26 protein-coding genes and 1 pseudogene are annotated in these 24353 nt (G+C 67.7%); 13 read left to right on the top strand and 14 right to left on the bottom strand.

Translation table 11 applies throughout. From position 1 onward, the window contains the following. From KBZ19_RS14535 to KBZ19_RS14525, 3 genes and pseudogenes are all read left to right on the top strand, one after another. Positions 1-134, top strand: a pseudogene (locus KBZ19_RS14535) (photosystem II D2 protein (photosystem q(a) protein)); the annotation flags it as partial. Then, positions 118-1506, top strand: coding sequence for a photosystem II reaction center protein CP43 (gene psbC, locus KBZ19_RS14530; RefSeq protein ID WP_255101425.1), 1389 nt, complete (start codon positions 118-120; stop codon positions 1504-1506). The pseudogene KBZ19_RS14535 and the gene psbC, both read left to right, overlap by 17 nt. Positions 1507-1744: 238 nt before the next feature. Then, positions 1745-2569, top strand: a complete 825-nt coding sequence (locus KBZ19_RS14525; RefSeq protein WP_255101424.1) for a YcgJ family protein — start codon at positions 1745-1747, stop codon at positions 2567-2569. On the opposite strand, the gene KBZ19_RS14520 is transcribed toward KBZ19_RS14525, so the two are convergent. Continuing rightward, positions 2550-3164, bottom strand: coding sequence for a nucleoside triphosphate pyrophosphatase (locus tag KBZ19_RS14520; RefSeq protein ID WP_255101420.1), 615 nt, complete (start codon positions 3162-3164; stop codon positions 2550-2552). The genes KBZ19_RS14525 and KBZ19_RS14520 overlap by 20 nt on opposite strands. A gap of 100 nt (positions 3165-3264) precedes the next feature. On the opposite strand from KBZ19_RS14520, the gene KBZ19_RS14515 reads away from it, so the two are divergent. Both KBZ19_RS14515 and KBZ19_RS14510 read left to right on the top strand, forming a co-directional pair. Continuing rightward, the gene (locus tag KBZ19_RS14515) at positions 3265-3636 is read left to right on the top strand and encodes an Npun_F0494 family protein (protein WP_255101419.1); all 372 of its coding nucleotides are present in this window, start codon (positions 3265-3267) and stop codon (positions 3634-3636) included. A gap of 41 nt (positions 3637-3677) precedes the next feature. After that, positions 3678-5156 (top strand): cobyric acid synthase, encoded by a 1479-nt coding sequence (locus KBZ19_RS14510; protein ID WP_255101431.1) that lies wholly within the window; start codon positions 3678-3680, stop codon positions 5154-5156. Positions 5157-5326: 170 nt separating this feature from the next. Here KBZ19_RS14510 and KBZ19_RS14505 read toward each other — a convergent pair whose 3' ends face one another. Continuing rightward, on the bottom strand, positions 5327-5467 hold the full coding sequence (locus tag KBZ19_RS14505; protein WP_198948330.1) for a hypothetical protein: 141 nt from the start codon (positions 5465-5467) through the stop codon (positions 5327-5329). A 452-nt stretch (positions 5468-5919) separates the two neighbouring features. Here KBZ19_RS14505 and KBZ19_RS14500 point away from each other — a divergent pair, with 452 nt between their 5' ends. Further along, a complete protein-coding gene (locus tag KBZ19_RS14500; RefSeq protein WP_255101418.1) occupies positions 5920-6492 on the top strand; it encodes a hypothetical protein in 573 nt (190 codons plus the stop codon). Between the two features lie 88 nt (positions 6493-6580). Here KBZ19_RS14500 and KBZ19_RS14495 read toward each other — a convergent pair whose 3' ends face one another. From KBZ19_RS14495 to KBZ19_RS14480, 4 genes are all read right to left on the bottom strand, one after another. Then, complete coding sequence (locus KBZ19_RS14495; protein WP_094514709.1) at positions 6581-7369, bottom strand: ABC transporter permease; 789 nt, start codon at positions 7367-7369, stop codon at positions 6581-6583. Next, positions 7369-8181: an ABC-2 family transporter protein gene (locus KBZ19_RS14490; RefSeq protein ID WP_233133136.1), complete on the bottom strand. Its 813-nt coding sequence runs from the start codon at positions 8179-8181 to the stop codon at positions 7369-7371. The genes KBZ19_RS14495 and KBZ19_RS14490 overlap by 1 nt, the downstream gene beginning before the upstream one ends. After that, positions 8165-9154, bottom strand: a complete 990-nt coding sequence (locus KBZ19_RS14485) for an ATP-binding cassette domain-containing protein (protein ID WP_094514727.1) — start codon at positions 9152-9154, stop codon at positions 8165-8167. The genes KBZ19_RS14490 and KBZ19_RS14485 overlap by 17 nt, the downstream gene beginning before the upstream one ends. A gap of 155 nt (positions 9155-9309) precedes the next feature. Next, positions 9310-9591: a hypothetical protein gene (locus tag KBZ19_RS14480; RefSeq protein WP_094514707.1), complete on the bottom strand. Its 282-nt coding sequence runs from the start codon at positions 9589-9591 to the stop codon at positions 9310-9312. 441 nt (positions 9592-10032) lie between these two features. On the opposite strand from KBZ19_RS14480, the gene KBZ19_RS14475 reads away from it, so the two are divergent. After that, a complete protein-coding gene (locus KBZ19_RS14475) occupies positions 10033-10974 on the top strand; it encodes a phycobilisome rod-core linker polypeptide (protein ID WP_255101417.1) in 942 nt (313 codons plus the stop codon). Positions 10975-11037: 63 nt separating this feature from the next. On the opposite strand, the gene KBZ19_RS15045 is transcribed toward KBZ19_RS14475, so the two are convergent. Together KBZ19_RS15045 and KBZ19_RS14465 are read right to left on the bottom strand one after the other, a co-directional pair. Then, positions 11038-12045 carry an MlaD family protein gene (locus KBZ19_RS15045; protein ID WP_315855835.1) on the bottom strand — a complete coding sequence of 336 codons (1008 nt, stop codon included), beginning with the start codon at positions 12043-12045 and terminating at the stop codon, positions 11038-11040. A 59-nt stretch (positions 12046-12104) separates the two neighbouring features. Then, on the bottom strand, positions 12105-12719 hold the full coding sequence (locus tag KBZ19_RS14465) for a hypothetical protein (protein WP_158217492.1): 615 nt from the start codon (positions 12717-12719) through the stop codon (positions 12105-12107). A gap of 90 nt (positions 12720-12809) precedes the next feature. On the opposite strand from KBZ19_RS14465, the gene KBZ19_RS14460 reads away from it, so the two are divergent. Then, positions 12810-13856, top strand: coding sequence for a metallophosphoesterase (locus tag KBZ19_RS14460; protein ID WP_255101416.1), 1047 nt, complete (start codon positions 12810-12812; stop codon positions 13854-13856). Here KBZ19_RS14460 and KBZ19_RS14455 read toward each other — a convergent pair. Both KBZ19_RS14455 and KBZ19_RS14450 read right to left on the bottom strand, forming a co-directional pair. After that, positions 13765-14823 (bottom strand): isopenicillin N synthase family oxygenase, encoded by a 1059-nt coding sequence (locus tag KBZ19_RS14455; protein ID WP_255101415.1) that lies wholly within the window; start codon positions 14821-14823, stop codon positions 13765-13767. The two genes, KBZ19_RS14460 and KBZ19_RS14455, sit on opposite strands and share 92 nt — an antisense overlap. A gap of 28 nt (positions 14824-14851) precedes the next feature. Continuing rightward, entirely contained in the window at positions 14852-16291 is a 1440-nt protein-coding gene (locus KBZ19_RS14450; RefSeq protein ID WP_255101414.1) for an NAD(P)/FAD-dependent oxidoreductase, read from the bottom strand. Positions 16292-16426: 135 nt separating this feature from the next. Here KBZ19_RS14450 and KBZ19_RS14445 point away from each other — a divergent pair, with 135 nt between their 5' ends. After that, the gene (locus tag KBZ19_RS14445) at positions 16427-16837 is read left to right on the top strand and encodes a YccF domain-containing protein (RefSeq protein ID WP_094514698.1); all 411 of its coding nucleotides are present in this window, start codon (positions 16427-16429) and stop codon (positions 16835-16837) included. A gap of 88 nt (positions 16838-16925) precedes the next feature. Here KBZ19_RS14445 and KBZ19_RS14440 read toward each other — a convergent pair whose 3' ends face one another. Together KBZ19_RS14440 and KBZ19_RS14435 are read right to left on the bottom strand one after the other, a co-directional pair. Next, complete coding sequence (locus KBZ19_RS14440) at positions 16926-17684, bottom strand: PCC domain-containing protein (RefSeq protein ID WP_255101413.1); 759 nt, start codon at positions 17682-17684, stop codon at positions 16926-16928. A gap of 49 nt (positions 17685-17733) precedes the next feature. After that, positions 17734-18537: an ABC transporter ATP-binding protein gene (locus KBZ19_RS14435; protein ID WP_255101412.1), complete on the bottom strand. Its 804-nt coding sequence runs from the start codon at positions 18535-18537 to the stop codon at positions 17734-17736. Between the two features lie 358 nt (positions 18538-18895). On the opposite strand from KBZ19_RS14435, the gene KBZ19_RS14430 reads away from it, so the two are divergent. Next, positions 18896-19846, top strand: coding sequence for a haloacid dehalogenase type II (locus KBZ19_RS14430; protein ID WP_255101410.1), 951 nt, complete (start codon positions 18896-18898; stop codon positions 19844-19846). A 182-nt stretch (positions 19847-20028) separates the two neighbouring features. On the opposite strand, the gene KBZ19_RS14425 is transcribed toward KBZ19_RS14430, so the two are convergent. Further along, a complete protein-coding gene (locus KBZ19_RS14425; protein WP_255101409.1) occupies positions 20029-21519 on the bottom strand; it encodes an FAD-dependent oxidoreductase in 1491 nt (496 codons plus the stop codon). Between the two features lie 105 nt (positions 21520-21624). Between KBZ19_RS14425 and KBZ19_RS14420 the strand changes: the two genes are divergently transcribed. Continuing rightward, complete coding sequence (locus KBZ19_RS14420; protein ID WP_255101407.1) at positions 21625-22290, top strand: SDR family oxidoreductase; 666 nt, start codon at positions 21625-21627, stop codon at positions 22288-22290. Between the two features lie 82 nt (positions 22291-22372). Further along, positions 22373-22522, top strand: a complete 150-nt coding sequence (locus KBZ19_RS14415) for a hypothetical protein (RefSeq protein ID WP_255101406.1) — start codon at positions 22373-22375, stop codon at positions 22520-22522. Between the two features lie 57 nt (positions 22523-22579). Here KBZ19_RS14415 and KBZ19_RS14410 read toward each other — a convergent pair whose 3' ends face one another. Next, positions 22580-22786, bottom strand: a complete 207-nt coding sequence (locus KBZ19_RS14410; protein WP_255101405.1) for a hypothetical protein — start codon at positions 22784-22786, stop codon at positions 22580-22582. Between the two features lie 211 nt (positions 22787-22997). Here KBZ19_RS14410 and KBZ19_RS14405 point away from each other — a divergent pair, with 211 nt between their 5' ends. Beyond that, complete coding sequence (locus KBZ19_RS14405; RefSeq protein ID WP_255101404.1) at positions 22998-24335, top strand: cation:proton antiporter; 1338 nt, start codon at positions 22998-23000, stop codon at positions 24333-24335. Positions 24336-24353: the final 18 nt, after the last annotated feature.

The following is a 24353-nucleotide window of genomic DNA, read 5'->3' as shown; positions in this document are numbered from 1 at the left end:
CTGAATTCGAAACCTTCTACACGAAGAACATTCTTCTGAATGAAGGTCTGCGTGCCTGGATGGCACCGGCTGACCAGCCGCATGAAAACTTCGTCTTCCCTGAAGAGGTTCTGCCCCGTGGTAACGCTCTCTAGTCCTTCTCTTACGGCCGTCGGCGGCAAAGACCTGGACTCCACCGGTTATGCCTGGTGGGCCGGCAATGCACGCCTGATCAACCTGTCCGGTCGTCTGCTCGGGGCCCACGTGGCCCACGCTGGCCTGATGGTGTTCTGGGCCGGCGCCATGATGCTGTTTGAGGTGAGCCACTTCACCTTCGACAAACCGATGTACGAACAGGGTCTGATCCTGTTCCCGCACGTGGCCACCCTTGGCTATGGCGTCGGTCCCGGCGGTGAGGTCACCAGCCTCTACCCCTTCTTCGTTGTCGGTGTTCTGCACCTGATCAGCTCGGCCGTTCTCGGCCTGGGCGGTCTTTACCACGCCCTGCGCGGCCCTGAGATCCTGGAGAACTACTCCTCGTTTTTCTCCCAGGACTGGCGGGATAAGAACCAGATGACCAACATCATTGGCTACCACCTCATCCTGTTGGGTGTGGGGTGTCTGCTGCTGGTGTTCAAGGCGATGTTCTTCGGCGGTGTCTATGACACCTGGGCCCCCGGCGGCGGCGATGTGCGCATCATCACCAACCCCACCCTCAGCCCTGGTGTGATCTTCGGTTATCTGTTCCGCGCCCCCTTCGGTGGCGAGGGTTGGATCATCGGGGTGAACTCGATGGAAGACATCATCGGCGGCCACATCTGGCTCGGCCTCATCTGCATCTTCGGTGGCATCTGGCACGTCATCACCAAGCCGTTCGGCTGGGTGCGTCGCGCCTTCATCTGGAACGGTGAGGCCTACCTGAGCTACAGCCTTGGCGCCTTGAGCTTCATGAGCTTCATCGCCTCGGCCTACATCTGGTTCAACAACACCGCTTACCCCTCTGAGTTCTACGGCCCCACCAACGCCGAGTCCTCGCAGGCCCAGAGCTTCACCTTCCTGGTGCGTGACCAACGCCTGGGTGCCAACATCGGTTCAGCCATGGGTCCCACCGGCCTTGGCAAATACTTGATGCGCTCCCCAACCGGCGAGATCATCTTCGGTGGAGAAACCATGCGCTTCTGGGACTTCCGCGGCCCTTGGCTGGAGCCCCTGCGTGGTCCCAACGGGCTCAGCCTCGACAAGCTCCAGAACGACATTCAGCCCTGGCAAGTGCGCCGGGCCGCTGAATACATGACCCACGCTCCGAATGCGTCCCTCAACTCCGTGGGCGGCATCATCACCGAACCCAACTCGGTGAACTTCGTGAACGTGCGTCAGTGGCTGTCTGCCACCCAGTTCGTGCTCGCCTTCTTCTTCTTGGTGGGTCACCTCTGGCATGCAGGCCGAGCCCGCGCCGCGGCGGCTGGCTTCGAGAAAGGCATCGACCGCAAGGCCGAGCCCACCCTGGCCATGCCCGACCTCGACTGAGCTCCATGGCTTCTCCGAGCACCACTGGTTGCTCTCTCCGCCCCCGGCTTCCACGGGGGCTTTTTCATGGGCTGCCTGACCAGAAAGACTTGGTGATGCTTTCCGGCCAGGCGGACACATTCGAGAGATGCCGGCTTACCCGGCTCTTCGTAGCTTTGGGGACCACCGGGAGTTTCCCTTGTCCATCCGCCTAGCCGCCGGCCGCATGGTTGCCGTAGCAGCCCTTCCCCTTGCGCTTTTGCCGTTCGTAGCTGTTCAGCCTGCAGCCGCCAAGAATGCCTCCATCGACTACCCCCGCCAGGGCGTGGTCTGCGACCGGGCCACAAAGATGTGCTTCGACAGCACCGGGGTGTCTGTGACCCTCACCAGGGAGTATTTCGGCCGCAGCGCCGAACGGGAGCTGATTCGCAAGCTGTCGGGCAGCAACCGCCCCACCCAGTTCCAGTTGAGCAACGGCGATGTCTGCGATGTGCGGCGGCAGACCTGCTGGGACGACGGCTGGGATGGCAAGAACATCAGCAGGGCTCTGAGCAAGCAGCTGTTTGGCAACAACGGCGCTTGGCGCAACCCGGGATCAGGCAACACCAGCAACAACTGGAACAACAACAGCGGCTGGAACAACAGCGGTGGCGGTGGCTGGAACAACAACAGTGGCAACAACGGCAGCTGGAACAACGGCAATAACTGGAACAACAACAACTGGCAGCAAGGCCAGGGCAACACCGCCTGCGAGCTGCGTCAGGGTAACCGCCGCCTCTTCAACGGCAGCTGCGTCCTCAATCGGCGTGAATCGTCGAACGGCATGGCCTACAACGTGGAGCTTGGGGATGGGCGCCGCTACAGCTTCTTCAACCGGCAGGGCAACCTGGTGCTCCGAGACGCCACTGGTGTCTGGCCGGTGCAGGTGAGCAACCGCAACGGCAACGTGAGCTTCCGCTGGGCCGACCTGCGGCTGGAAGCCCAGGACAGCCGTTGGAACAACCAGGGGCAGCAAGGTGGTTTTGAGGACGTCAACCCCACAGGGGCATTCCTTCAGAACCTGTTCAACAACCTGTTCCGCTGACCCGCGGGGCTGTTTCATCCTTCAACCAGCGGCGCAATAGCGGCAGGCTGAGGCCGATCACATTGCTGACGCAGCCCTCGATCGTCTCCACCAGCAGGCCGCCGCGGCCTTCAAGAGCAAACCCACCCGCGCAACCGAGCGGTTCACCGCTGGCCACATAGGCCTCGATCTCAGCGGCCTCAAGCTGAGCAAAGCGCACGCGGGTGGTGACAGCCGCCAGGCGGGGGGCTCCGCTGCCCAGCAGGCAATGGCCCGTGTGCAGCTCGCCCCAGCCTCCGGACATGCGCTGCCAGCGCTCGATCGCCTGCAGGGCATCCCTGGGTTTGCCCTGGATCTCGCCCTTAAACACGAACAACGAATCGCAGCCCAGCACAAGCTCCGGGCAGGGGTCGGCCGGGGCGCTGTCGGCCAGGACGGTGGCCACGGCCTCAGCCTTGGCTCTGGCCAGGCAGACGGCCAGCTCGCAGGGATCCGTCGCCTTGATCGTGGCTTCATCGAAGCCACTCGCCAAGACGCGATGGGGGATCTGGGCCCGATCCAGTAGCAGGCGGCGGGCCGGAGAGGCGGAAGCAAGCACCAACGGAACGGTGGACACGGCGGCAGCGCAGGACAACAGGAGGGCGAACCAGGGGTACTGCGCCGGCCTTCGGCTGGAACCGCCGCAGGCTGGAGCAGGGATTGGAGAGAATCAACGCATGGACCCCATCCTGGACAACCCTCGCTCCCTGGCTCGCGCCGCCAGCGCCATGCGCTGCCTGCCATTTCGCCTCGGTCTGTACCGCCTGCTGGAGCAGGAGGCGATCAGCAGCGTGGCGCTGTGGGCCCGCACCGACGCGGAAACGCTCTGCAGCACCAGGCTGACACCCGACGACACTGAAACCCTGTTCATCTGGCTGATCCGGCTCGGCGTGCTGCGCCGCGAAGTGGATGGTCAGGGCCTCACCGAACGGGTAAGGCTCACGCCCATGGGTCGTCAGTTGCTGGCGGGTTGGAGCCAGGAGATTCCGCGCGCCGGCTGGAAGGAACAGCTGCGCCATGCGATCAGCCGCTACCGGCCGCGCCTGTGACAGCACCGGCTGCGGGTTCCGGCCCTGTGCCGCCGGCGTTGATGGTGCTGGGCACCAGCAGCGGCGCCGGCAAATCCCTCATGACGGCGGCGCTCTGCCGGGTGCTGCGACGCCGCGGCGAAACACCGGTGCCCTTCAAGGGGCAGAACATGAGTCTCAACGCCTGGGTGGATGAGGACGGCGGCGAAATGGCCTACAGCCAGGCGCTGCAGGCCTGGGCCGCGGGCCTGGAGCCGCGGGTGGCGATGAATCCGGTGCTGCTCAAGCCGCAGGGCGACAGCACCAGCGAGGTGATCCACATGGGCCGCGCGGTGGGCACGGCCCGCGCCGAGCACTACTACCGCGACTGGTTCCGCCCCGGTTGGCAGGCGATTCGCCAGGGGCTGGAAGACCTGCGCTTCAGCCATCCCGGCGGGCGGCTGGTGCTGGAGGGGGCCGGCAGCCCGGTGGAGGTGAACCTGCAGGCGCGGGATCTCACCAATCTGCGCCTGGCGCAGTTCCTGCGCGCCCGCTGCCTGCTGGTGGCCGACATCGAGCGCGGCGGTGTGTTCGCCCAGATCGTCGGCACCCTGGCCCTGCTCAGACCGGTGGAGCGCCCGCTGATCCGGGGGATCCTGATCAATCGCTTCCGCGGGCGGCGGCAGCTGTTCGATGCAGGGCGCCAGTGGCTGGAACAGGAAACGGGGATTCCGGTGCTGGGCGTGATGCCCTGGCTCGATGAACTCTTCCCACCGGAAGATTCGCTCGATCTGCTGGAACGGCGGGCCCGCAAACCCGAGGCGGAGCTGGAGATCGCCGTGGTGCGGCTGCCGTCGATCAGCAACTTCTCCGACTTCGATCCGCTGGAGGCCGAGCCGAGTGTGCGCCTGCGCTGGGTGCGGCCGGGGGATCCACTCGGTCAGCCCGCAGCAGTGATCCTGCCCGGCAGCAAGCAGACCCTGCGGGATCTGGCCGCGCTCAAGGAGAGCCCACTGGCCGACGCGCTGCTGCGCTTCGTGGCTGGCGGCGGCCACCTGTTCGGGCTCTGCGGCGGCCTGCAGATGCTGGGAGAACGACTGGAGGATCCCCACACGCTGGAGGGAAGCGCCAGCGCGGATGGCGAGGAGGGGCTCAGGGGGCTGGGGCTGCTGCCGCTGGCCACCTGCTTCATGGCAGGGAAAACCCTGCGACAGCGTCGCGAGTTCGCCTGTTGGCCCGCAGCGGGCACACCGCTGGAAGGCTTCGAGCTGCATCAGGGCCGTACCCACTGCCTCGATCCGGCCAACTGTGAGCCGCTGGCGGCTGGTGAATCAGGTGCCGGGTTGGGCTGGTGGTCGGGCAGGGTCGCCGGCTCCTACCTGCACGGTCTGTTCGAGAACGGCCGCTGGCGGCGGCAGTGGCTCAATCAGCTGCGCGAGGCGCGCGGCTTCTCCGCCCTGCCGCTGGATGTGCCGCACCACGGCCTGCAGCGCGAAGACTTGCTCGATCGCCTGGCGGAGGCCTTCGAAGCGGAGGTGAACCTGGCCCCGCTGCTGGTCTAGGGAAACTCTGGCCAACAGGGATTTGACGGGCAGCCGTGCCCAGAGATCCCCGGTAGTGGCCCCTCTCTGCGATGAGGGCGTGGTCGATACTCGTTGAAGCGGCTTGTCTCCTTCTGGTGGTCTGGAGATATCCCTGTGAGCGGCTCCTTTGGACGCCCGAATTCCCTTGTTCATGGTGTCGCGAGCAACTGGCGCCGTGCCAGGAACGGGTTAGTCAGTGCAGCCAGCACATTGATCTTGCAGCTGTTCTTGGTCATTCCCCGCAGCCAGGTCTTCTGAAAGCCAAACGGCTGCATCAGGTGAATCCGCAACACATCGCCAGCAGATATGGCGGGCGGCTTCCTTTCCTGCCGCTCTTGGGGTAGCGGGGCTCAACCAGATGGATCAGCGCCTGCCAGGGCACGACCGGCTCCATGTCGGCCAGAAACGTCTCGCCTTAGGCGCGCTTCTTTGCCGTGATCTGCTCGCAGTCTCCGAATCCAAGCGGCTTGCCGCCCGTGAACCCAGTGCTGACCTGCAATCACAGGGTCATCCTCCTGTGAATGGGGCGGACTTTTCCGAGTCTCCTTAGTCGTAGGCCTTGATGCACAACAATGGACAGCGCTAACGATGAGCAAACAACGGCATTGACGAACGGGAATGACATCGGGTGATCTGCAGCGGAGCGCTGGATAGAACACACAGTTGTCCATAGCCGATCGCAGATCTACACAGCCATCAATGCCGATTGGCTCTAAATTCAAAGCCTCATCACAGTGCAGACATGACAGCCAAACCCAAGCAGGATTTCTTCCTGTTTCTAGTTGGCGGTGCCTTTTTCGCCGCTGGCATCTTTCTGTTCACCAATCAGGTGATGGTGGGATCGGCGTTGCGGTTCTCCGGCAGCGGTTTCGGAGGTCGCACCTTTGGCGGTGGATTCGGTGGCGGCTTCAGTGGGGTGGTGGCCCAGGGGGTGGGTGAGGGCTTCGGTCTGCTGGTGTTGCTGCTGGGCATCGGCGTCTGTCTGCTGTTCTCCGGCACCTACCGCCGGGCCGGCTGGTTTCTGGTCTGGGCGTCTTCAGCGGCCGTGGGGGTGGGGGTGCTGCACAGCCTGTTCATCAGCTTCCGCCCCACCACGCTCTGGAGCCTGGCCACGATGGTGGTGATGATCGCCGCCGGCGGTGGTCTGATGTTCCGCTCCCTCTCCAGCTATGCCGGCGAGGGGAGCAGCCGCAGAACCCACGCCGATGGGCTCGGTGCTTCTGGTGATTCCAGCTCCAGCGCCGACGACCTTGCCGCCGCCGAACGGGAACTGGAACGTCTGCGCCGGGAGCTGGAGCGTGCTGGCAAGCGCTGAATGCCAGCACGGCTATGGGTCAACCACCCCGACAGAAATCCTGCTGCCAAGCCGCATCCACTGGAGGCCGGATCAACTGGTGGCACGATCAACTCGAAGCAGAGGTGTAGAAGCGCAGGGCATAGCGCCAGATGGCGCGGCTGATCATGAGGCAGGCGGCGGCCACCGCCACGCTGGCGACCATCCAGCTGCCGGATGCCCGCCCCAGCACCGCCTCGGCCGGCACCGTGGTGAGGAAGGCAACGGGCAGCACGAAGGTGAAGAAGGCCCTCAGGCCTGCCGGGTACACGCTCACCGGATAGCGGCCGGCCACGAGGGTGCTGCGCAGCACTTCGGTGGCGTTCCAGACCTTCACGAACCAGATGCTGGTGGCGGCGATCACGAACCAGAGGCTGTAAAGGATGGCGGCGCTGGCCAGCAGCAGCACCGCAGCGGCGGCGACCGTGTCCGGCCCCAGCACCGCACCGGCGCGCAGGGCGGCCACCAGGATCAGGCCGGCACCCATCACCATGCCCGGCAGCCCCCAGGGGGAGAAGGTGCGCAGGGATAACCAGAACTGGCTGTCGATGGGTTTGAGCAGCACGAAATCGAGGGTGCCGTTCTGCACGTGGGTGACGATCGTGGACAGGTTGGGCTGGAACAGGGTGCTGGTGAGGCCTTCCAGCAGGGTGTAGAAGCCCAGCACCACCAGCGCCGCGTTCCAGCTCCAGCCGCCCAGGTTCTGGCCTGGCCCGTAGAGCAGCGAGAGCACGAACAGGCTGCCGGCCAGGTTGCCCACTTCGGCGAGCAGCTCCAACACGAAGTTGGCGGGGTATTCCATTTCCGCCGCCAGCGAGGCGCTCCAGAACTGGGCCAGGGTGCGCAGGTAGCGGTGCATCAGGCCCCCATGGCCGAATACCGCCGGATGCCGACGCGCCAGAGCAGTAGAAACAGCAGCAGGAACAGGCCGCTCCAGAGCGCCAGGCCCAGGAAGCCCGCCGCCAGGTTGACCTCCGCTCCCATCAGCACGCGGGCGGGAAAGGCGATCGTGTAAGGGAACGGGGTGGCCAGCGCGAAGGCGCGCACGCCCGGCGGAAAGGTTTCCAGCGGCGCCACCAGGCCCGAGAGGAACAGATAGGGAATCAGCAGCAGCCGCTCCAGCGCCAGCGCCCGCTCGCTCCAGAAGCAGGCCATGGCGATCACCCCCTGCAGCAGAAAGCGCAGGATGAACGCTGACACGGTGGCCAGCACCCCCCAGAACACGTCAGCGGGATGGGGCCACCACAACAGGCTCGGCTGCAGCAGGAACAGCAGCGCCAGCAGGGCCGCCACGAACGGCACACGGGTGACCTGCTCGGCCACGTGGGCGGCCAGGTAGCGCCAGAACGGATGCAGCGGTTGGAGCAGGTAGGGCGAGAGCCGTCCTTGCAGGTTGTCTTCCTCGAAGACATGAATCACCCACACCACCGTGAACTGGCGCACGACGAAGGCCGCCAGGAAATAGCGGGTGAGCATCGCCGGCGTGAAGCCTGCCGCCGCGCCGGCTCCTGAGCCGCTCCAGACGCCGAGCATGATCAGCGGCAGCACCCCGGAAAGCGCCCACAAGGCGATTTCGGCGCGGTATTCGAGCATGTACGCGTACTGCGTGCTGAGCAGCACCCGCGCCAGCGGCAGCACAGGCCTGGCGCGGGGTTCAGGCGGCACTGTCATCCACCGTCCCCCGCTCGAACAGCCCGCCGATGATCTGCTCGATCGGCGGGTCGCTCACTTCCAGGTCCACCACGGCGAACCGCTCCAGCAGCTGGGCCACGCTGCCGGTGAGCTGGGCCGCCGGCACCCGCAGGCAGACCTGATTCCCCTGCAGGGATTCCACGGTTCCATGGGCGGCGAAGGCGGAGGCGGGCTGGGGCACATTCAGCTCCAGCCGCACCAGCCGGTAGGGCGCCAGCTGCTCGCTCAACCCCTCCAGGCGGCCGTCATAGAAGAGCCGGCCCTGATGAATCAGCAACACCCGCTCGCACAGAGCGGTGATATCGCCCATGTAGTGGCTGGTGAGCAGCACGGTGGCGCCGGTGCGCCGGTTGTAGTCGGCGAGGAAATCCCGCACCCGAGCCTGGGCGTTCACATCGAGCCCGAGCGTGGGTTCATCGAGGAACAGCACGGCGGGACGGTGCAGCAGGGCCGCCAGCAGCTCGGCCTTCATGCGCTGGCCCAGTGACAGCTTGCGCACCGGGCGGGTCAGCTCCTCCCCCAGTTCGAGCATGTCGGCCAGTTCGGCGATGCGGCGGCGCGCTTCGGGCGGGGTGAGGCCGTAGACCGCTGCGTTGACCCGAAACGAATCGAGCGGCGGCAGATCCCAGATCAGCTGCTGCTTCTGGCCCATCACCAGGGTGATCTGGTGCAGGAAGGCGGCCTGGCGCCGTTTCGGCTCATGCCCCGCCACCCGCACCGTGCCGGCGGTGGGATGGATCAGGCCGGTGAGCATCTTCAAGGTGGTGGTCTTGCCGGCGCCGTTCGGCCCCAGAAACCCGACCATCTCCCCGGGCGCGATCGCGAACGACACCCCGCTCACGGCGGGCACATCACGATGGCGGCGGCGCACGAAGTGGCGCAGGGTGCCGGCCATGCCGGGTTGCTTGTCGGCCACCCGGTAGGTCTTGCTGAGCTGCTGGACCTCGATGATCACCGGCAGGCTCCGATCACTGGCCGACTCCAGCGGCTGGCTGAGGGGCCGCGTGCCGCTGGGATCGGCACTGCAGAACAGATGGCCGCCAGCGTGGGAGTGGCAGGCGTTGACGCCACGGAGGTGAGAGCGGCAGCGGAGGTTTCACTGCAGGGTCAGGCGTCTTCGGGCAGCAGCACCGTGGTGTGCAGGCTGTCCTTGCCCAGATCACTGGTGATCACCCACACCTGCAGCCCACGGCCGAGGTTGAACACGCTGCGCAGCCCCCCCTGCTGGCGATAAGCGGCCAGGGTGTTGTCGCGGGCATCGCGGGCGTCCACATCGCCCCAGTCACCGCGGCGGTGGCGAGCCACCAGGCGCTGCAGGGTTTCGGCATCCACCCATTCGCGCACGACGGGGTCGACATCGACAGGACCGATGGCGAGGCGGGCGGACAAGGGCGGATCCACAGGAGGGCGAAGGCTGTTCAGCGTAAGGGGGCTGGAGGGGCTACCAAGGGGGGAGTGCGGCAGATTGGGGATGGGGTGTGGCCTGGCGGACTGGCAGGATCCTTCCTCGCAACTGGACTGCCGGCAACAGGAGAGGGCCACCAAGAGGTGGTGGACAGAGGATCGGGAGGCCAGCGGGGCACTCGGCTGAAGATGAAGGCATCTTTCGTTTGTTTACGGGATCAGAAGTTGGCCGTCTTTTTTTGTTCTGCTCTTAAAGTTGTGCGAGCCAACAGGTGCTGATTCAGGGATTCTGACACCAAAGATTCCGACCCAGAGCTTCTGCCTGAAGAAGTCTGAGCCAGGAGTTCTGATTGAAGAATTCTCATCAATGGCGTCGGGTCCAGGGATTCGGATCTGTTGCTTTCTCCCTTCGCTGACCGTTTCACCATGGCACTGCTTCAGGCGCCCTCGCTGGGAATCGAGAGGTTCGAGAACGACAGGAACAAACAGAGTTGGTCACAGGCCTCCGACGACGACAACACCACGATCATCCGGGCGGTGTATCAGCAGGTGCTTGGTCACCAGTATGTGATGGCCAATGAGCGGCTCACCGGGGCCGAATCCCTGTTTCGCAATGGTTTCCTGAGTGTTCGCGAGCTGGTGCGCACCGTGGCGAAGAGCGGGCTGTACCGCGAGCGCTTCTTCGAGAACTGCAACCCCTACCGCTTCATCGAGCTGAACCACAAGCACCTGCTCGGCCGCGCGCCGCAGAACCGCGCCGAGATGCTTCACCACTTCACAATCCTGCAGGAGGAGGGTTTCGATGCCGAAATCGACTCCTACATCGATGGCGATGAATACCAGCAACGCTTCGGGCAGGACACGGTTCCCTACCTGCACGGCTGGGATTATTCGGCAGGGCATGAAGGCCGGCAGTTCTCCTGGCTGATGCAGCTGGCCCGTGGCGCTGCGGCCTCAGTGAAGGGCGATCCCTCCGGCACCCAGTTCCGCCTCGGCAAGGCACTGCACCAGGACCGGGCCGTGCCGGTGCGCGGCTCCATGGGTCGGGTGGTGATCGTGTCCACCGAAGGACCTTTCAAGGCACAGGTGAGCTCCGCCACCAACCTGCTCAACGACGACGACTGGGGCAGCGCGCGCCGGGCACCGTCGCAGGAGCACCGGGCGGAAGCACTGCGGGTGTCAGCCGGGGACCGCTCCACCAGCGGCAGCGGTGCCCGGGTGGTGACCATCTCCGCCACCGGCATCGCCGACAACGGTTATGTGCGCACCAGCGCCTACGTGCTGCGGGTGCCCTACTCCCGCATGAACGAAGCCCTGCGACGGGTGCAGCGCCTCGGTGGCCGCGTCACCGATGTGACTGTGAGCTGAGGCCCCAGCCCCGGGCCGCTGCCGGGAGCGGGTGGGGCTGCGGCCCTGCCCGCTCCCGGCAGCTCATGGGGCACCCCGGCCAGGCATCGCCGGCGCAGCCGCCGGTGTTGGAGCTGGCACGGCTGCCGGTGATGGGGCTTCAGGTGATGCCGGTTCCGGAGACACCTTCGAAGCACCGGCGGGCCGGCGGGGCTGGGGGCTGCCCACCCCGAGCGATTCCAGCAACTGGTTGATACGACGGGTCAGCAGACGCACTTCCTCAAGCGTGTCCACGAGCGGTGGGTGGGCTTCACGCATCAAGCCCAGGGCTTCCTCGGTGGCCTGGCGGGCCGCGCTGCCAGTGGTGTCAATGCGCCGGGCGGTGCTCTCGTACACCTGCAGGGTCTGGCGAGTGGTGGCAGCGGTACGGCCTGTCTCCAGCTCCAGCCGCCGGCTCAGGCGCTGGAGGTCGAGCAACGTGCTGCGGAAGCTGCCCACGGCCCCGGGCACATCACGCTCCGCCATCCGCGCCGTGCCTTCGAGGGCGCGATTGAGCTTGATCCGGGTGGTGCCGATCTCCTCCAGCAGCTGGGCCAGATCGGCCGACGGACGGAAAGGAATCAGCAGGTCGCGCCGCGGCGTTTCTTCTCCAGGGGAAAGGACGTCGGGGGTGAGGGCGATCTGGCTGGCACCGATCAAGCCCTCCTGGTAACGCTCGGCGTGGCTGCCAGGGCCGATCAACCGCCGATAGCGGTCGGCGATGCGCAGGTCGACGGCCACCGTGCCATCGCCAGCCAGCGTGACCCGTTCCACCCGCCCCACCCGGTAGCCCGCCACCGTGACATTCACCCCCGGCCAGATGCCGCTGGCATCGGTGGTGCGGAAGCGCACCCCGAAGCTGCTGGTGAGCCAGCTCTGCTGCTGGACGGCGGCTCCCACCATCCACACGCCCAGCACCACCGCCCCCACGGGCACGGCCCAGCTCAGCGCTGTGGCCAGCCCCTCCAGCGGTCCATCGAACCGCCGGCGGGGTGGGGCGGTATCGCTCGCCGGCGGTTCGGCTGGCGGCTGAGCCTGTGGCTGCAGTGGCACCTGTGGCGGCAATGGGGTCTGGGGTGGCTCCTGTGATGCCGGCTGGGGGGTGGATGAACTCATGGCAAGCCCAGGGCCGCGGGGGGGAGGACGGTCAGCCAGAGGGCTTCCAGCGCCACCACGCCGAGCGCGCAGCACACGATCGCCAGACTGATCAGGTTGGGCAGGCGCTCCGGATGGCGGCGGCTCTGCTTGCCGATGGCATGGGCCAGGCAGGCGGAAGCGGCCGCGAACACGGCCGTGCGAACCATGGCGGACCCCAGTCGCTCCGGCGTGAGCGTGCCCAGGAAGAGCGGCAACTGTTCGCTCAGATCCGGCCGGGGAGAGAGCAACACACTGGCCAGCACCACCGCCAGCAGGAAGTAGGGCAGCAGCAGCAGAGAACCCAGCATCGCCGTGGCCACACGGGCCCCGAGCAGGTGGCGGCCCACGGAGGGCTGGATCCGGCCGGCGAGCTGCACCCGCTGCGGCACGCAGCACCCGATCCAGATCAGGTTGACCACCAGCGGCGCCACGATCTGCACATTGGCCAGCGTGGTGGTTTCGAGCGCGAAGGGCGTGCTGAGGCGCAGCGGCTCCAGCAGCCACTGCGTCACGAAGGCGCCGATGGCGCCGCCCAGCACCACCGCCAGCGGCGCCGCCCCCACCACATCCCGCCGTAATTGCTGCAGCATCCAGGGGCGCAAGCGTCTGGGAGCCTAGGCACAGCTGGCGGATCGGCTGAGCCTCGCCCATGCTTTCGACACCGCCTCCCGGTTGATCCCATGCCCCCCTCGCTCAACCGCCGCCAGTTCCTGGCCCTGGGCGGCCTGGGGCTGGCTGGTCTGGCCTGCGGTGCCCTGCGCGGCGTGGCCGCGGAAACAGCCAGCCGCCTGCCGGCCGGGCTGAGCCTGCCGCCCCGCGGTGATCTGCGCGTGGTGCTGATCGGCGATCTGAACGCCAGCTACGGCTCCACCACCTACATCGAGCAGGTGCACCGGGGGGTGGCCCTGATCCCGGCGCTGCAGGCCGATCTGGTGCTCTGCGCCGGCGACATGGTGGCGGGCCAGAAGGCCAGCTTGAGCAGCGCGCAGCTGCAGGCGATGTGGGCCGGCTTCGATCGCTCCGTGCTGGTGCCGTTGCGCCGCGCCGGCCTGCCGTTTGCGCCGGCAATGGGAAATCACGATGCCTCCAGCCTGCGCCAGGGGGCCGGCTACCTGTTCGCCCGCGATCGGGCCGAGGCGGAACGGTTCTGGGCGCGGCAGAAACAGGCGCTCGGTCTGACGTTCGTGGACGGCAGCGGCTTTCCGTTCTTCTATTCGTTCCGTCAGCAGGATCTGTTCGTGCTGGTGTGGGACGCCTCGTCGGCGGTGGTGCCGGCGGAACAGGTGCGCTGGGCCGACCGCAGCCTCGGTTCCGCTGCGGCCCGTGCGGCGCGGCGGCGGCTGGTGGTGGGGCACCTGCCCCTGCAGGCGGTGGCCCAGGGGCGCGACAGCGCCGGCAACGTGCTGCGTGATGCCACCAGCCTGCGTCAACTGATGGAACGCCACGACGTGGAGGCCTACATCAGCGGCCATCACCACGCCTTCTTCCCCGGCCGGTTGGGGGAGCTGGATGTGATCGCCCTGGGGGCGCTGGGCAGCGGTCCACGCCGCCTGCTGCAGAGCAGCGCCGCTCCCTTTCAGGCGCTCACCGTGCTCGATCTGCCGCGCCGCGGCGGCCGGCCGCTGAGCACCACGATCAACCTGCGCACGCTGCGGACGGTGGCGCCACAGACGCTGCCGCGTCAGCTGGTGGACCGCCAGGGGCGGGTGCTGCCTCGAGCAAGTTGATGCGGTAGAGCACGTCTTCGAGCGCATCGGCGGCGCTGATCGCTGCGTAGCGCTGGGGGGTGTCGGGTCCGCAGCAGCAGGGCAACGGCTGCAACACCGTGCTGGGCCGGGCATGGCAGAACTGCACCACGCTCAGGCGGCCTGCGGCAGCCACTGCTGGGGCTTCGGCGGCAGCGGCCGGCAGGGCGGGGGCGATCACCCGGTGCCAGCCGGCTGGGATGTGGCCGTTGCTGAGCCGCTCCAGCATCAGGCCGCTGTTGATGATCACCCGGCCATCCGGCGGCAGGGCCTCGACCCACTCCCCCTCCACCAGCACCTGCAGCCCCGGGGCAGTGGCCCGCGGCAGGGCCGTGATCAGGTTGATGTCGGCGTGGGGGGCGGCCCAGAGGTGAGGGCCTGAAGGCGCTTCGGCCATCGGTGGGTAGCGGATGGCGCGGGTGAGGGTGGGGGCGTCTTCGACGACGGCATCGAAGAAACCTTCAGCGGCACCCAGACCCACGGCGATCACCCGCAGGAAGCGGCGTTGCAGCTCGGCGATTGCCGCATGGAACTCCTGCAGCACCACGCTCAGCCCGGGCACCACCGCTTCGGGCAGCAACGGCTCCGGATAATGCAGCGGGAAGCGGCGCCGCAACGGGTGCGCCAGCGGCAGCGGCGCCGCCCAGTTGAGCATCTCCTTCCAATCGGCATGGCTGTGGCCGGCGGCTGTTTCCACCAGCAGGCCCGTGTAGCCCGTCTGGCCGCTGGAACCGCTGGCCACGAAGCGTTGCTTGACCGCCGGCTCGAGCGCGAAGAAGCGGCCCAGCAGGCCGTAGGCGGCATCGAGCAGATCGACGGAGAGATCGGCGCGCGCATACACAAAGCCGGTGGCCAGGCTGCACCGCACTCCCTCCACCACCGCGGCTCGGGCGGCACGGCTGCCCTGTTCAAAGGCCAGCAGATCGACGTCGAGGATGGCGCTGTTCATCACACGGATTGTGATGGCCCTGGTGGTGTCATGCCGCCGCCGCTTCCTGGCCGGCGTCCGGTCCGCCGGCGAGCGGAGCACTGGCTGGTCCGCTCGCCAGTGCCAGGCCCTGGGCGCGGGCCAGCCCCACATCGACGCCGATGTGCTGATCGGGGCGGCCGGTGATCAGCAGCGCGCGCCGCTGGCGGGTGGCGATCTGCCACAGCCAGCGGCTCAGCAGGGTGATGCGGTTTTCGGTATCGGGGATGAAGGCCAGGTGGGCCAGCCCCCACAGCAGCCAGCCCGGAAAGCCCGTGACCCGCACGCCGCGCAGGTCCGCCACTGCATACATCGGCCCGATCACGGCCATGCTGCCCAGATCCATCCAGCGGAACGGGGCGCTGGCCTGGCCCGCCAGCTGGTTGAGGATGTCCTTCGCCACCCAGGCGCCCATCTGCACCGCCGGACCGGCCATGCCAGGCAGGGGGGCGCCGTCGCTGGTGTGGCTGTAATGGCAGAGATCACCGATCACCCGCACTTCCGGGTGGCCGGGCAGGCTGAAATCAGGCTCCACCTGCACCCGCCCGCCCCGGTCCACACTGCAGCCGCTCTTCTCGGCCAGCAGGGCACCGAGGCGGGAGGCGCGTACACCGGCGGTCCAGCAGATCGTGGCCGCCTCCAGCGGTTCGTTGCCCTCTTCTCCTTTGAGCCGCACCTTGCCCGGCTCGATCGCCGCCACCATCGTGTTCAGCCGCAGCTCCACGCCCTGACGGCGCAGATAGCCGGCTGCCGCGGCTGACAGGCTCGGATGCATCACCGGCAGCACCCGGTCGACCGCATCCACCAGCAGCACGCGGCAGGCCTCGGGTCGCAACTGCTTGAAATCGCGACGGATGGCGGAATGCATCAGCTCGATCAAGGAGCCGGCCAGCTCACAGCCGGCCGGGCCGGCCCCCACCACCACGGCGGTCTGCAGGAAGCGGCGGCGCTGGGGATCGGGGGTCTGCTCCGCCTCCTCCAGGGCCATCAGCAGGCGCCGGCGGATCTCCTGGGCGTGCTCAAGGATCTTCATCGGCGGCGCCAGCGGCCGCCACTCCTCATGGCCGAAGTAGGCGGAACCTGAGCCGCAGGCCAGCACCAACTGGTCGTAGGCGTAGTGATGGCCGTTGAACAGCAGCGTGCGGGCGTCGAGGTCCACATCGGTGACCTCCCCCAGCAGCACCTGCACGTTGGCCGCCTGGCCCACCATCTGGCGCAGCGGTGACGCAATATCCGCCGCCGACACAAGGCCCGAAGCCACCTGATACAGCAGCGGCTGGAACAGGTTGAAATTGCGCTTGTCGATCAGGGTGACCCGCACCGGCCGGTTGGCCAGCGCCTGGCACACCCTCAGACCGGCAAAGCCACCACCCACCACCACCACATGGGGGACCCCGGCGAGTCGGGCGGCAGGGGGATCGAGTTCGAGGAAGAAGCGTTCCGGCGCCATGGATCCGGCCGCTCCGAAGAGATGTCAAGTTTCTTGTAGCGGGCCTGCAGGCCCATGGCTGTGCCCGTTGCTGCATCGGACCCCTGCCGGTGGCGGCGACGGGACAGCGGGGAGAAGTTACGGCAGGGTGGAGGCATGATCCGCACACTGCTCAACATCCTCTGGTTCGTGCTGGGGGGCTTCCTGATGGGGGTCGGCTGGTGGCTGGCCGGCCTGGTGGCGGCGATCACGATCGTGGGGCTGCCCTGGGCGCGCGCCTGCTTCGTGATCGGCAACTTCTCCTTCTGGCCGTTCGGCCAGGAGGCCGTGAGCCGCCGCGAGCTCACCGGTCGCACGGATTTCGGCACCGGCCCGCTGGGCCTGGTGGGCAACATCGTGTGGTTCGTGCTGGCGGGCTGGTGGCTGGCCCTCGGCCATCTCAGCTCAGCCCTGGCCTGCTTCGTGACGATCATCGGCATTCCCTTCGGCATCCAGCACATCAAGCTGGCCCTGATCGCCCTGGCGCCGATCGGCATGCAGGTGGTGCCCAGCGGCTCCAGGCATTGAGGGAGCTGCGATCAGGCCGGCCAGGCGGATTGCGGCTGTGGCCGCGGCGCTGGCGGCCGAGTTGACTGCGCAGGCCATCTGAGACGTATCAGCGCAGGGCGTCCAGTTCGCCGCGCAGGTGCAGGTCGGCGAGGGCGTCGTAGCCGCCGATGCAGGCCCCATCGATGAACACGAGCGGCAGGGTGTTGATGCCGGTGTGCTCCAGCAGGGCCTGGCGCTGGTCGTCGCTGGTGACGGTGTGGACCCGGTGGGCGATGCCGAGCGTGCGCAGCATGCGCTGGGCGCGGGCGGAATAGGGGCAGCCGGGCAGAACGGCGATCTCCACCCGGGAGTCGCCCTGTAGGTGGGGATCTGATGCAGGCGGCGCGGCGGGCGCGGCGACTGGGGGCGCCTCCGCTGCGTATGGGCCTGGCGCAGGGGCAGCCATGGCCGCTTGCGCCGGGGCGGCCGCTCGCGACATGGCCTCGGCCATGGCGGCGGCATGGGCGGCGGCGGCTGGCTCCGGCGCCGGCTCCGGCGCGCCGGCCAGGAAGCCCACCAGCAGATCAGCGCCTTTGAGCACCACCGTGCCGTGCTCCAGGTGGCCGCCCCACACCTGGCAATCGGAATCGGACAGGCTCAGGTGCAGGTGCACTCCCTGGGGCGAGAGCGTGCCCTGCAGGGTGATGATCTCCAGATCGCCTTCCAGCACCGACGGTTGCGAGCGGCCCGGGCACTGAAAGGCCACACGCGAGAGGTTGCCCACCACCCCCAGCACGAAGCCGGCGGCGTTCTGCTCCACGGCCAGCTGCTCGAGGCTGGCGCGCAGATCGCTGCCGGGTTCGAGGTGCAGCGGCAACGGATGCATGGGCAAAGACGACGGCTCAGGGGGTCAGGTTACGGGTGAGCCCGACAGCTCAGCTGCCAGGCAGCACCTGGCGGTAGCCGTTGGCGCTCACCACCCGCAGCGGCGTGTCGAACAGGGCGCTGAGCGGAGCATCCTGCAGCAGCGTGGCGGCTGGGCCATCGCCCACCACCGTCCCCTGGCGAAGCAGCACGCAGCGGCTGATCTCCGGAATGATCGCGTCGATCTGGTGGGTGACGAGCAGCAGGGTGGTGCCGGCCCGGGACAGGCCACGCAGGATCTCCAGCAACTGGTGGCGGGCCTGGAGATCGAGGCCGTTGGTGGGCTCATCGAGCACCAGCACCTCCGGTTCATGCACCAGCGCGCGGGCCAGCAGCAGCCGGCGGCGCTGGCCATCGGAGAGCTGGGCGTAGGGACGCTCCTCCAGATGTGCCAGCCCCAGCTGCTCCATCAGCGTGCGCACGCGCTCGCGCTGGGCGGCGTTGGCCACCTGGCTGCGGCCGATGCCGACCGAACCGAAGAAACCGGAGAGCACCACATCAGCGGCAGGCACCCGGCCCACGTAGCCGGCCTGCAGGTCTTGCGACACCAGGCCGATGCGACGACGCAGCTGCCACAGGTTCACCGTTTCGCTGCCGAACAGCCGCAGCCGCGAGCCCGGCTTCACCACCGGATAGAGCTCACGGCTGAGCAACTTGATCAGGGAGCTCTTGCCGGAGCCGTTGGGACCCATCACCACGGCATGCTCGCCGCGATGGAACTGCACGCTGAGGTTCTCGAACACCTTGCGCGGACCAAGCCAGGCCTCCACCGCCTGGACCTCGAAGTAAGGGCTGGGGGAGGCAGAACTGGCCATCGCTGCAAGGTAAGGCCAGGCAGAGGGGGCTTGGGCTGGGCCTGAACGCACTGTTTCGACTGGGGGCGAAGTGGCCATCAGGTGTGGAAGTCATGAACACCTTGTGATGGCTGCGCGGCCTTGCGCTCCGGCAGCCTCCAGAGTGGTGAGTGATGCATCACCCCACGCCTCACACCATTGCCGCCCTGATCTGGGCAGGAATGCTGGCCGTCAAGGCTGTGGGCATGGCGCGCCGCTGGCAGCGGCACAGGGCACAGGCGCTCAGCCGTGCATTTGGGCGGGAGTTGCGGCGGCGGGAGCTGGTGGCAGCAGCAGGTCGGAGCCAGAACTCACACAGCTGAGTGGCGAGGTGCGGCCAGTGGCGCTCAGCCGTGCTGGGCTGAGCCCGCTGCAGGCAGCTGGAGGGATTGCTGACGGGCACCTTGGCGCTCCCAGCGCGCCCGATCACCTGGCCGATCAGACGGCGGCCGACCGGAATGTCGTGAGGCCCACAATGGTTGGAACGAGGGATCGGATGGTGGCTTCAGCAGTAGCCGCGGCACTTTCTGATGAATGCTGCACCGCATTGCGCGCGGTCCAGGCGATCACCTTTGATGTACAGGGCACCTGCGTTGATTTCTACCGCCCGCTGCTTCGCCTGGGAGACAGCATCAACCAGGCGAAGTCCCTCTCGATCGACTGGGCAGTGATGTCGTCGGGATGGCGCGCGCTCTACCGAGAGGTGCTCGATGCCGTGATCTACGGGCATCGGCCCTGGCTTCCGGTCGTGGAGATCTACCGCGAAACACTCGATGTGCTGTTGGAGGATCGCGGCCTTGCCAGCCACTTTTCCACTACGGAGCGCGATCAGCTCAATGGGATCTGGTCGAGATTGGAACCCTGGCCGGACACGGTTGAAGGATTACGCCGCCTTCGTCAGAGCTACGTCACCTCCACGTTGTCGAATGCGGGCATGGCCACGATGGTGTCGATCGTTAAGCGGGCAGGGCTTCCTTTCGATGCCGTGCTGACAGCCGAACTGGTGCAGGCCTACAAACCCGCTGCCGCTGTTTATCAGCTGGCGGTCGATTCTCTCGGCTACAGGCCCTGTCAGATCCTCATGGTGGCTTGCCACAAATACGACCTCAAAGCAGCACGTGCCTTCGGCATGCGCACAGCCTTCATTGCCCGCCCGCTTGAATTCGGTCCCGGTGTTGACACCGACGTGACCCCCGAGAGCTGGATCGATGTGCCTGTCAGCAGCCTGACCGAGCTCGCAGACGTGCTGGAGATCGTGACCGCTCCCGGTGTTGAGGCCGCCTCCACTTGAGAACGGATCACCCGTGGGGAGGTGGCTGAATCCGCCGCCCCTGCGAGCTGCAATCCTTGCCTCAGGAGGGCGGAAGTCGCCCACGCGGATGGGGGAAAACCAGCACGGGCGTGGGCTCAACCGGTCCGCCACGCACCTCTGTTGAGCCGGCCCCACGCACCGCCGCTCCGCCGGCTCCGCGCTCAGCCCAGCTGCGCCAGCACTGCCGCCGCCGCTTCCTCGCCGCTGCGCACGGCTCCGTCGAAGAAGCCGGGCCAGCGCTCGGCCACTTCGGTGCCGGCCCAGTACACCGCCCCGTGGGGCCGGCGCATGGCATCGCCGCAGCGGCTCCAGAGCCCCGGTGGCATCCAGGCGGCGTAGGCACCGCCCACAAAGGGCACGGCAGGCCAGTCTTTTTCCACATAGGCCACGGGTTCGAGCGCCTGTGGGCCGAGATAGGTGGCCAGATCGCCCAGCACCGCCTGCCTTCGCGCCTCGGCATCCAGCGGTGCCCAGCGCGCATGGCGGTGACCCACCACGAAGGCCGCCAGCACGCCGGTGCCGCTTTCAGGGTCGGAGCTGTCGGCGCAGAGCTCCACCCAGGGGCGATCACCGATCGCGATGCCCGACAGCCCCTGCTGGCGCCACCACGGCGTTCGGTACACCACCAGCACCTTGGCGCAGGCGCCCATCTCCATGCGCTGCTGCAGCTCCAGCCGATCAGCGGGCAGCTCCGGGCTGAAGCGCAGCTGGGCGGCCTGGGCCGGTGGCATCGCCACGATCGCCGCACGGCAGGGATACACCGCCTTGTCGGTGTGGACCACGACGGGATGGGCGGCCGTGGGGCCGCTGCCTGCCGCATCGGCTTGATCCGGGACTCCGCTCGCCGCCTGAACAGGGCCGCCTGGCTCCAGCTGGCTCACGGCCCGCACCGGTTCCCCCAGCCGCACGACGCCTTTCCCTAAGTCCGCCGCCAGCAGCGCTGGCAGCTGGCCGGCTCCGCCATGCAGCAGCTCTTCCTCCGGGTGCTCGCCCTGGGCGGCGGTGCGCTGGCCCCAGAGCACGTGCAGCAGCGACACCTGCTCCGGTTCCGCCGGACCAAGGAAGCCCACGGCCCGACAGAAGTAGGCGAAATACCAGGCGGCGAAGGGGGTATGGGTATTGGCGTCGATCCACTCCTGGAAGCTGAGCTGATCGAGCTCGGCGGCGGCCGGATGGTGGTGCGGGTGGCCTTCGGGAAGCTCCTCCACCAGCGCCTGGAAGCGCTCCAGTGCCGCCATGGCGTCGTCCCAGTCGGCGCTGGGCACGGCTGGCGGCTGGCCTTCCGGGAACCCCTGGAAGAAGCCGGCGAAGGTGCAGCGCGTGCTGCCGAACACCAGCACCGTCTCTCCGTCGTGGGGGGACTCGAAGCGGCGGATGCTGTGGCGCTCCAGCAGCGCCAGGAAGCGGGTCTGGGTGGGCCCGACCCACTGGCCGCCCAGATCGATCCAGGGGCTAGGGGCCGGCGCCGCCACTGCGGAACCCGGGCCGGAGAGGTCCACCCGTTGGCCGGTCATGCGGCCACCCAGTTCCGCTGCGGCCTCGATCAGATGAACGGAGCGGCCGGCCGCCTGCAGTTCCCGAGCCGCCACCAGCCCCGACAGGCCACCGCCCACCACCACCACATCGACGGGATCGAACGTGTTCAGGCTCATCTGTTCAACATCGCAACGGGGCGCAGGGGACGCCGGTGCGGCGGTTACCACCAGCGCTCTTGTAGCCGATAGTCTCCAGAGCCCGCGGTGCCGCTCGACGCGCCCATGGCCACCTTCCTCGTCACCGGTGCCAACCGCGGCATCGGCACCGAATACTGCCGCCAGCTGAAGGCCCGCGGTGACACGGTGATCGCCGCCTGCCGCACAGCTTCGGCCGAGCTCTCCGCCCTGGGGGTGCGGATCGAGCAGGACGTGGACATCACCTCCGATGCCGCCGTGGCCGGCTTGCTGCAACGGCTCGACGGGCTGGCGATCGATGGACTGATCCACAACGCCGGCATCCTGGAGCGCACGAGCCTGGAGGATCTCGATCCGATCAGCCTGCGCCGTCAGTTCGAGGTGAATGCGGTGGCACCGCTGCGTCTCACCCGCGCCCTGCTGCCCCAGCTGCCGGCGGGCGCCAAGGTGATCCTGATGACCAGCCGCATGGGTTCGATCGCCGACAACAGCTCCGGCGGTTCCTACGGCTACCGGATGTCGAAGGTGGCGCTCTGCATGGCGGGCAAGTCGCTGGCGATTGACCTGGCACCACGCGGCATCGCGGTGGCCATCCTTCATCCCGGCCTGGTGCGCACGCGCATGACGGGCTTCACGGCGCAGGGCATCAGCGTCGAGCAGTCGGTGCAGGGGCTGCTGGCCCGCATCGATGCGCTCAACCTCGCCACCTCCGGCAGCTTCTGGCACGCCAACGGCGAGCTGCTGCCCTGGTGAGCGGCTGTGGCGTAAGCGGCTTTGGGGTGAGCTGATGGCGCTGCCGGCCTGTGGGACAGTGAAGGGCCCTTCGATCCAGCGCGTGCCGAACGCCAGCGGCTCTTCCAAATCGGTGCTGGCCAGCCTGCTGGTGGTGCTCGCGGTGATCGGTGGCCTGGCCCTGCTGGGGTGGTTCGGGGTGGTGCTGCTGGATCTCAAGCACCTGAACACCTCGGGCTTCACCCTGCCCTGAGGCGGAGCCAGATCGCCGCAGGGACCACTTGCCCCGAGCGAGCGCTGGCGGATCCGCTCAGAACTTGCGCAGCTCTCGCCGCACCTTGAGCGGGTCGCCCGACTGCTGCACGTTGGTGAGCAGCAGCGGCAGGGTGAACAGCACCACGGCAATGGCGATCGCCACACCCGGGGAGATCGTGGACGCGCGGACCGGCGGAACCTCGCTGGAGTGGGTCGGGCTGTGGCGATGCCGCCGCCGCAATGGCCTGGTGGACCTTCCCATCGCTGGAACCTGCCGGCCTGCTGGGGATTCAGTGTGACGGGGTGCCGCAAGGCGCCGGTGGACGGCGAGACGCTGGTGCCAGATTCAAGGGCTGCCTCGTTTGGCTGAACAGGTGGCCGACCCTGAGGCCCTCTGATCGCCGTCTGCCCATGGTGGGCCCGCTCACCGGGCAGGGATGAAAGGATGCCCGCCACACCGCGGAGCGCCTGCCATGGATCTTCCAGCCCTGCTGCTCGCCAACGGGGGGCATCAGATCGAAGCGGCCGAAACGCTCATCCAGGCGGGTCGCTTCATCGTGATCCTCTTCGCCGCCCGCGCCCTGGCCGAGCTGATGGTGCGGTTCGGCCTGCCGGCCATCCTCGGTGAGCTGGTGGCCGGGGTGCTGATCGGCGTGTCGGGGTTGCATCTGATCCTGGCGCCGGAGCTGGCCAGTGCGCTCAACGGCACCGCCCAGGGCGCGATCGCCTCGCTGGCCCACGTGGAGCCGGTCCAGGTGCAGGAGATCTACGACCACAGCTTCAGCAACCTTCAGTCGGTGGGCAAGATCGGCCTGTTCGCCCTGCTGTTCCTCACCGGCCTCGAAAGCGAGCTGGAGGAGCTGATGGCCGTGGGGGTGCAAGCCATCACCGTGGCGCTCACCGGGGTGGTGCTGCCTTTTGTTCTGGGCACCTTCGGGCTCCATGCCCTGTTCGGTGTGCCCCTGCTGCCGGCGATCTTCGCCGGCGCCGCCATGACCGCCACCAGCATCGGCATCACCGCCAGCGTGCTGGGCGAGCTCAAGTTTCTGCGCACCCGCGACGGCCAGACCGTGATCGGCGCGGCTGTGCTCGATGACATCCTCGGCATCGTGATCCTGGCGGTGGTGGTGGCGCTGGCCGGCGGCGAAGGCTTCGCCCTGGCGCCGGTGCTGAAGCTGGTGGCAGCAGCTGCGGTGTTCGTGGCGGTGGCCCTGCTGCTGAGCCGCACCGCCGCGCCCGCCTTCGACTGGCTGCTCGACCGCCTGCGCGCCCCGGGTGAAGTGGTGGTGGCGGCCTTCCTGGCGCTTTCGCTGGCCTGTTTCGCGGCCCAGGCCTTCGGGCTGGAGGCCGCCCTCGGCGCCTTCGCCGGCGGGCTGATCCTGAGTTCCTCCCGCCACCGGCATGCGATCGAGCAGGCGGTGAAGCCCCTGGTGGCGCTGTTCGCCACCGTGTTCTTCGTGCTGATCGGCAGCGGCCTCGATCTGGCCGTGCTCAACCCCTTCGATGCAGCCAACCATGAGGGGCTGGTGATGGCCGGCTTCCTGCTGGTGGCGGCGGTGGTGAGCAAGGTGGCGGCAGGCTGGAGCTACCTCAGCAAGGAGCCCACCAACCGGCTGGCGGTAGGGCTGGGCATGATGCCGCGCGGCGAAGTGGGCCTGATCTTCCTCGGCCTCGGCACCCAGACCGGAGTGCTGGGTCCGTCGCTGGAGGCGGCGATCCTGTTGATGGTGATGGGCACCACCTTCCTGGCACCGGTGCTGCTGCGTGTGGTGCTGGCCACTCCCCCAGAGGCCGTGGGGCTCACCCCCTGACGCCGCTCCCGCACTGCA

The sequence above is a fragment of the Synechococcus sp. L2F genome (assembly GCF_024345695.1).
Classification (GTDB): Bacteria; Cyanobacteriota; Cyanobacteriia; order PCC-6307; family Cyanobiaceae; genus MW101C3.
This window is presented reverse-complemented; position numbering and strand designations above follow the sequence as displayed.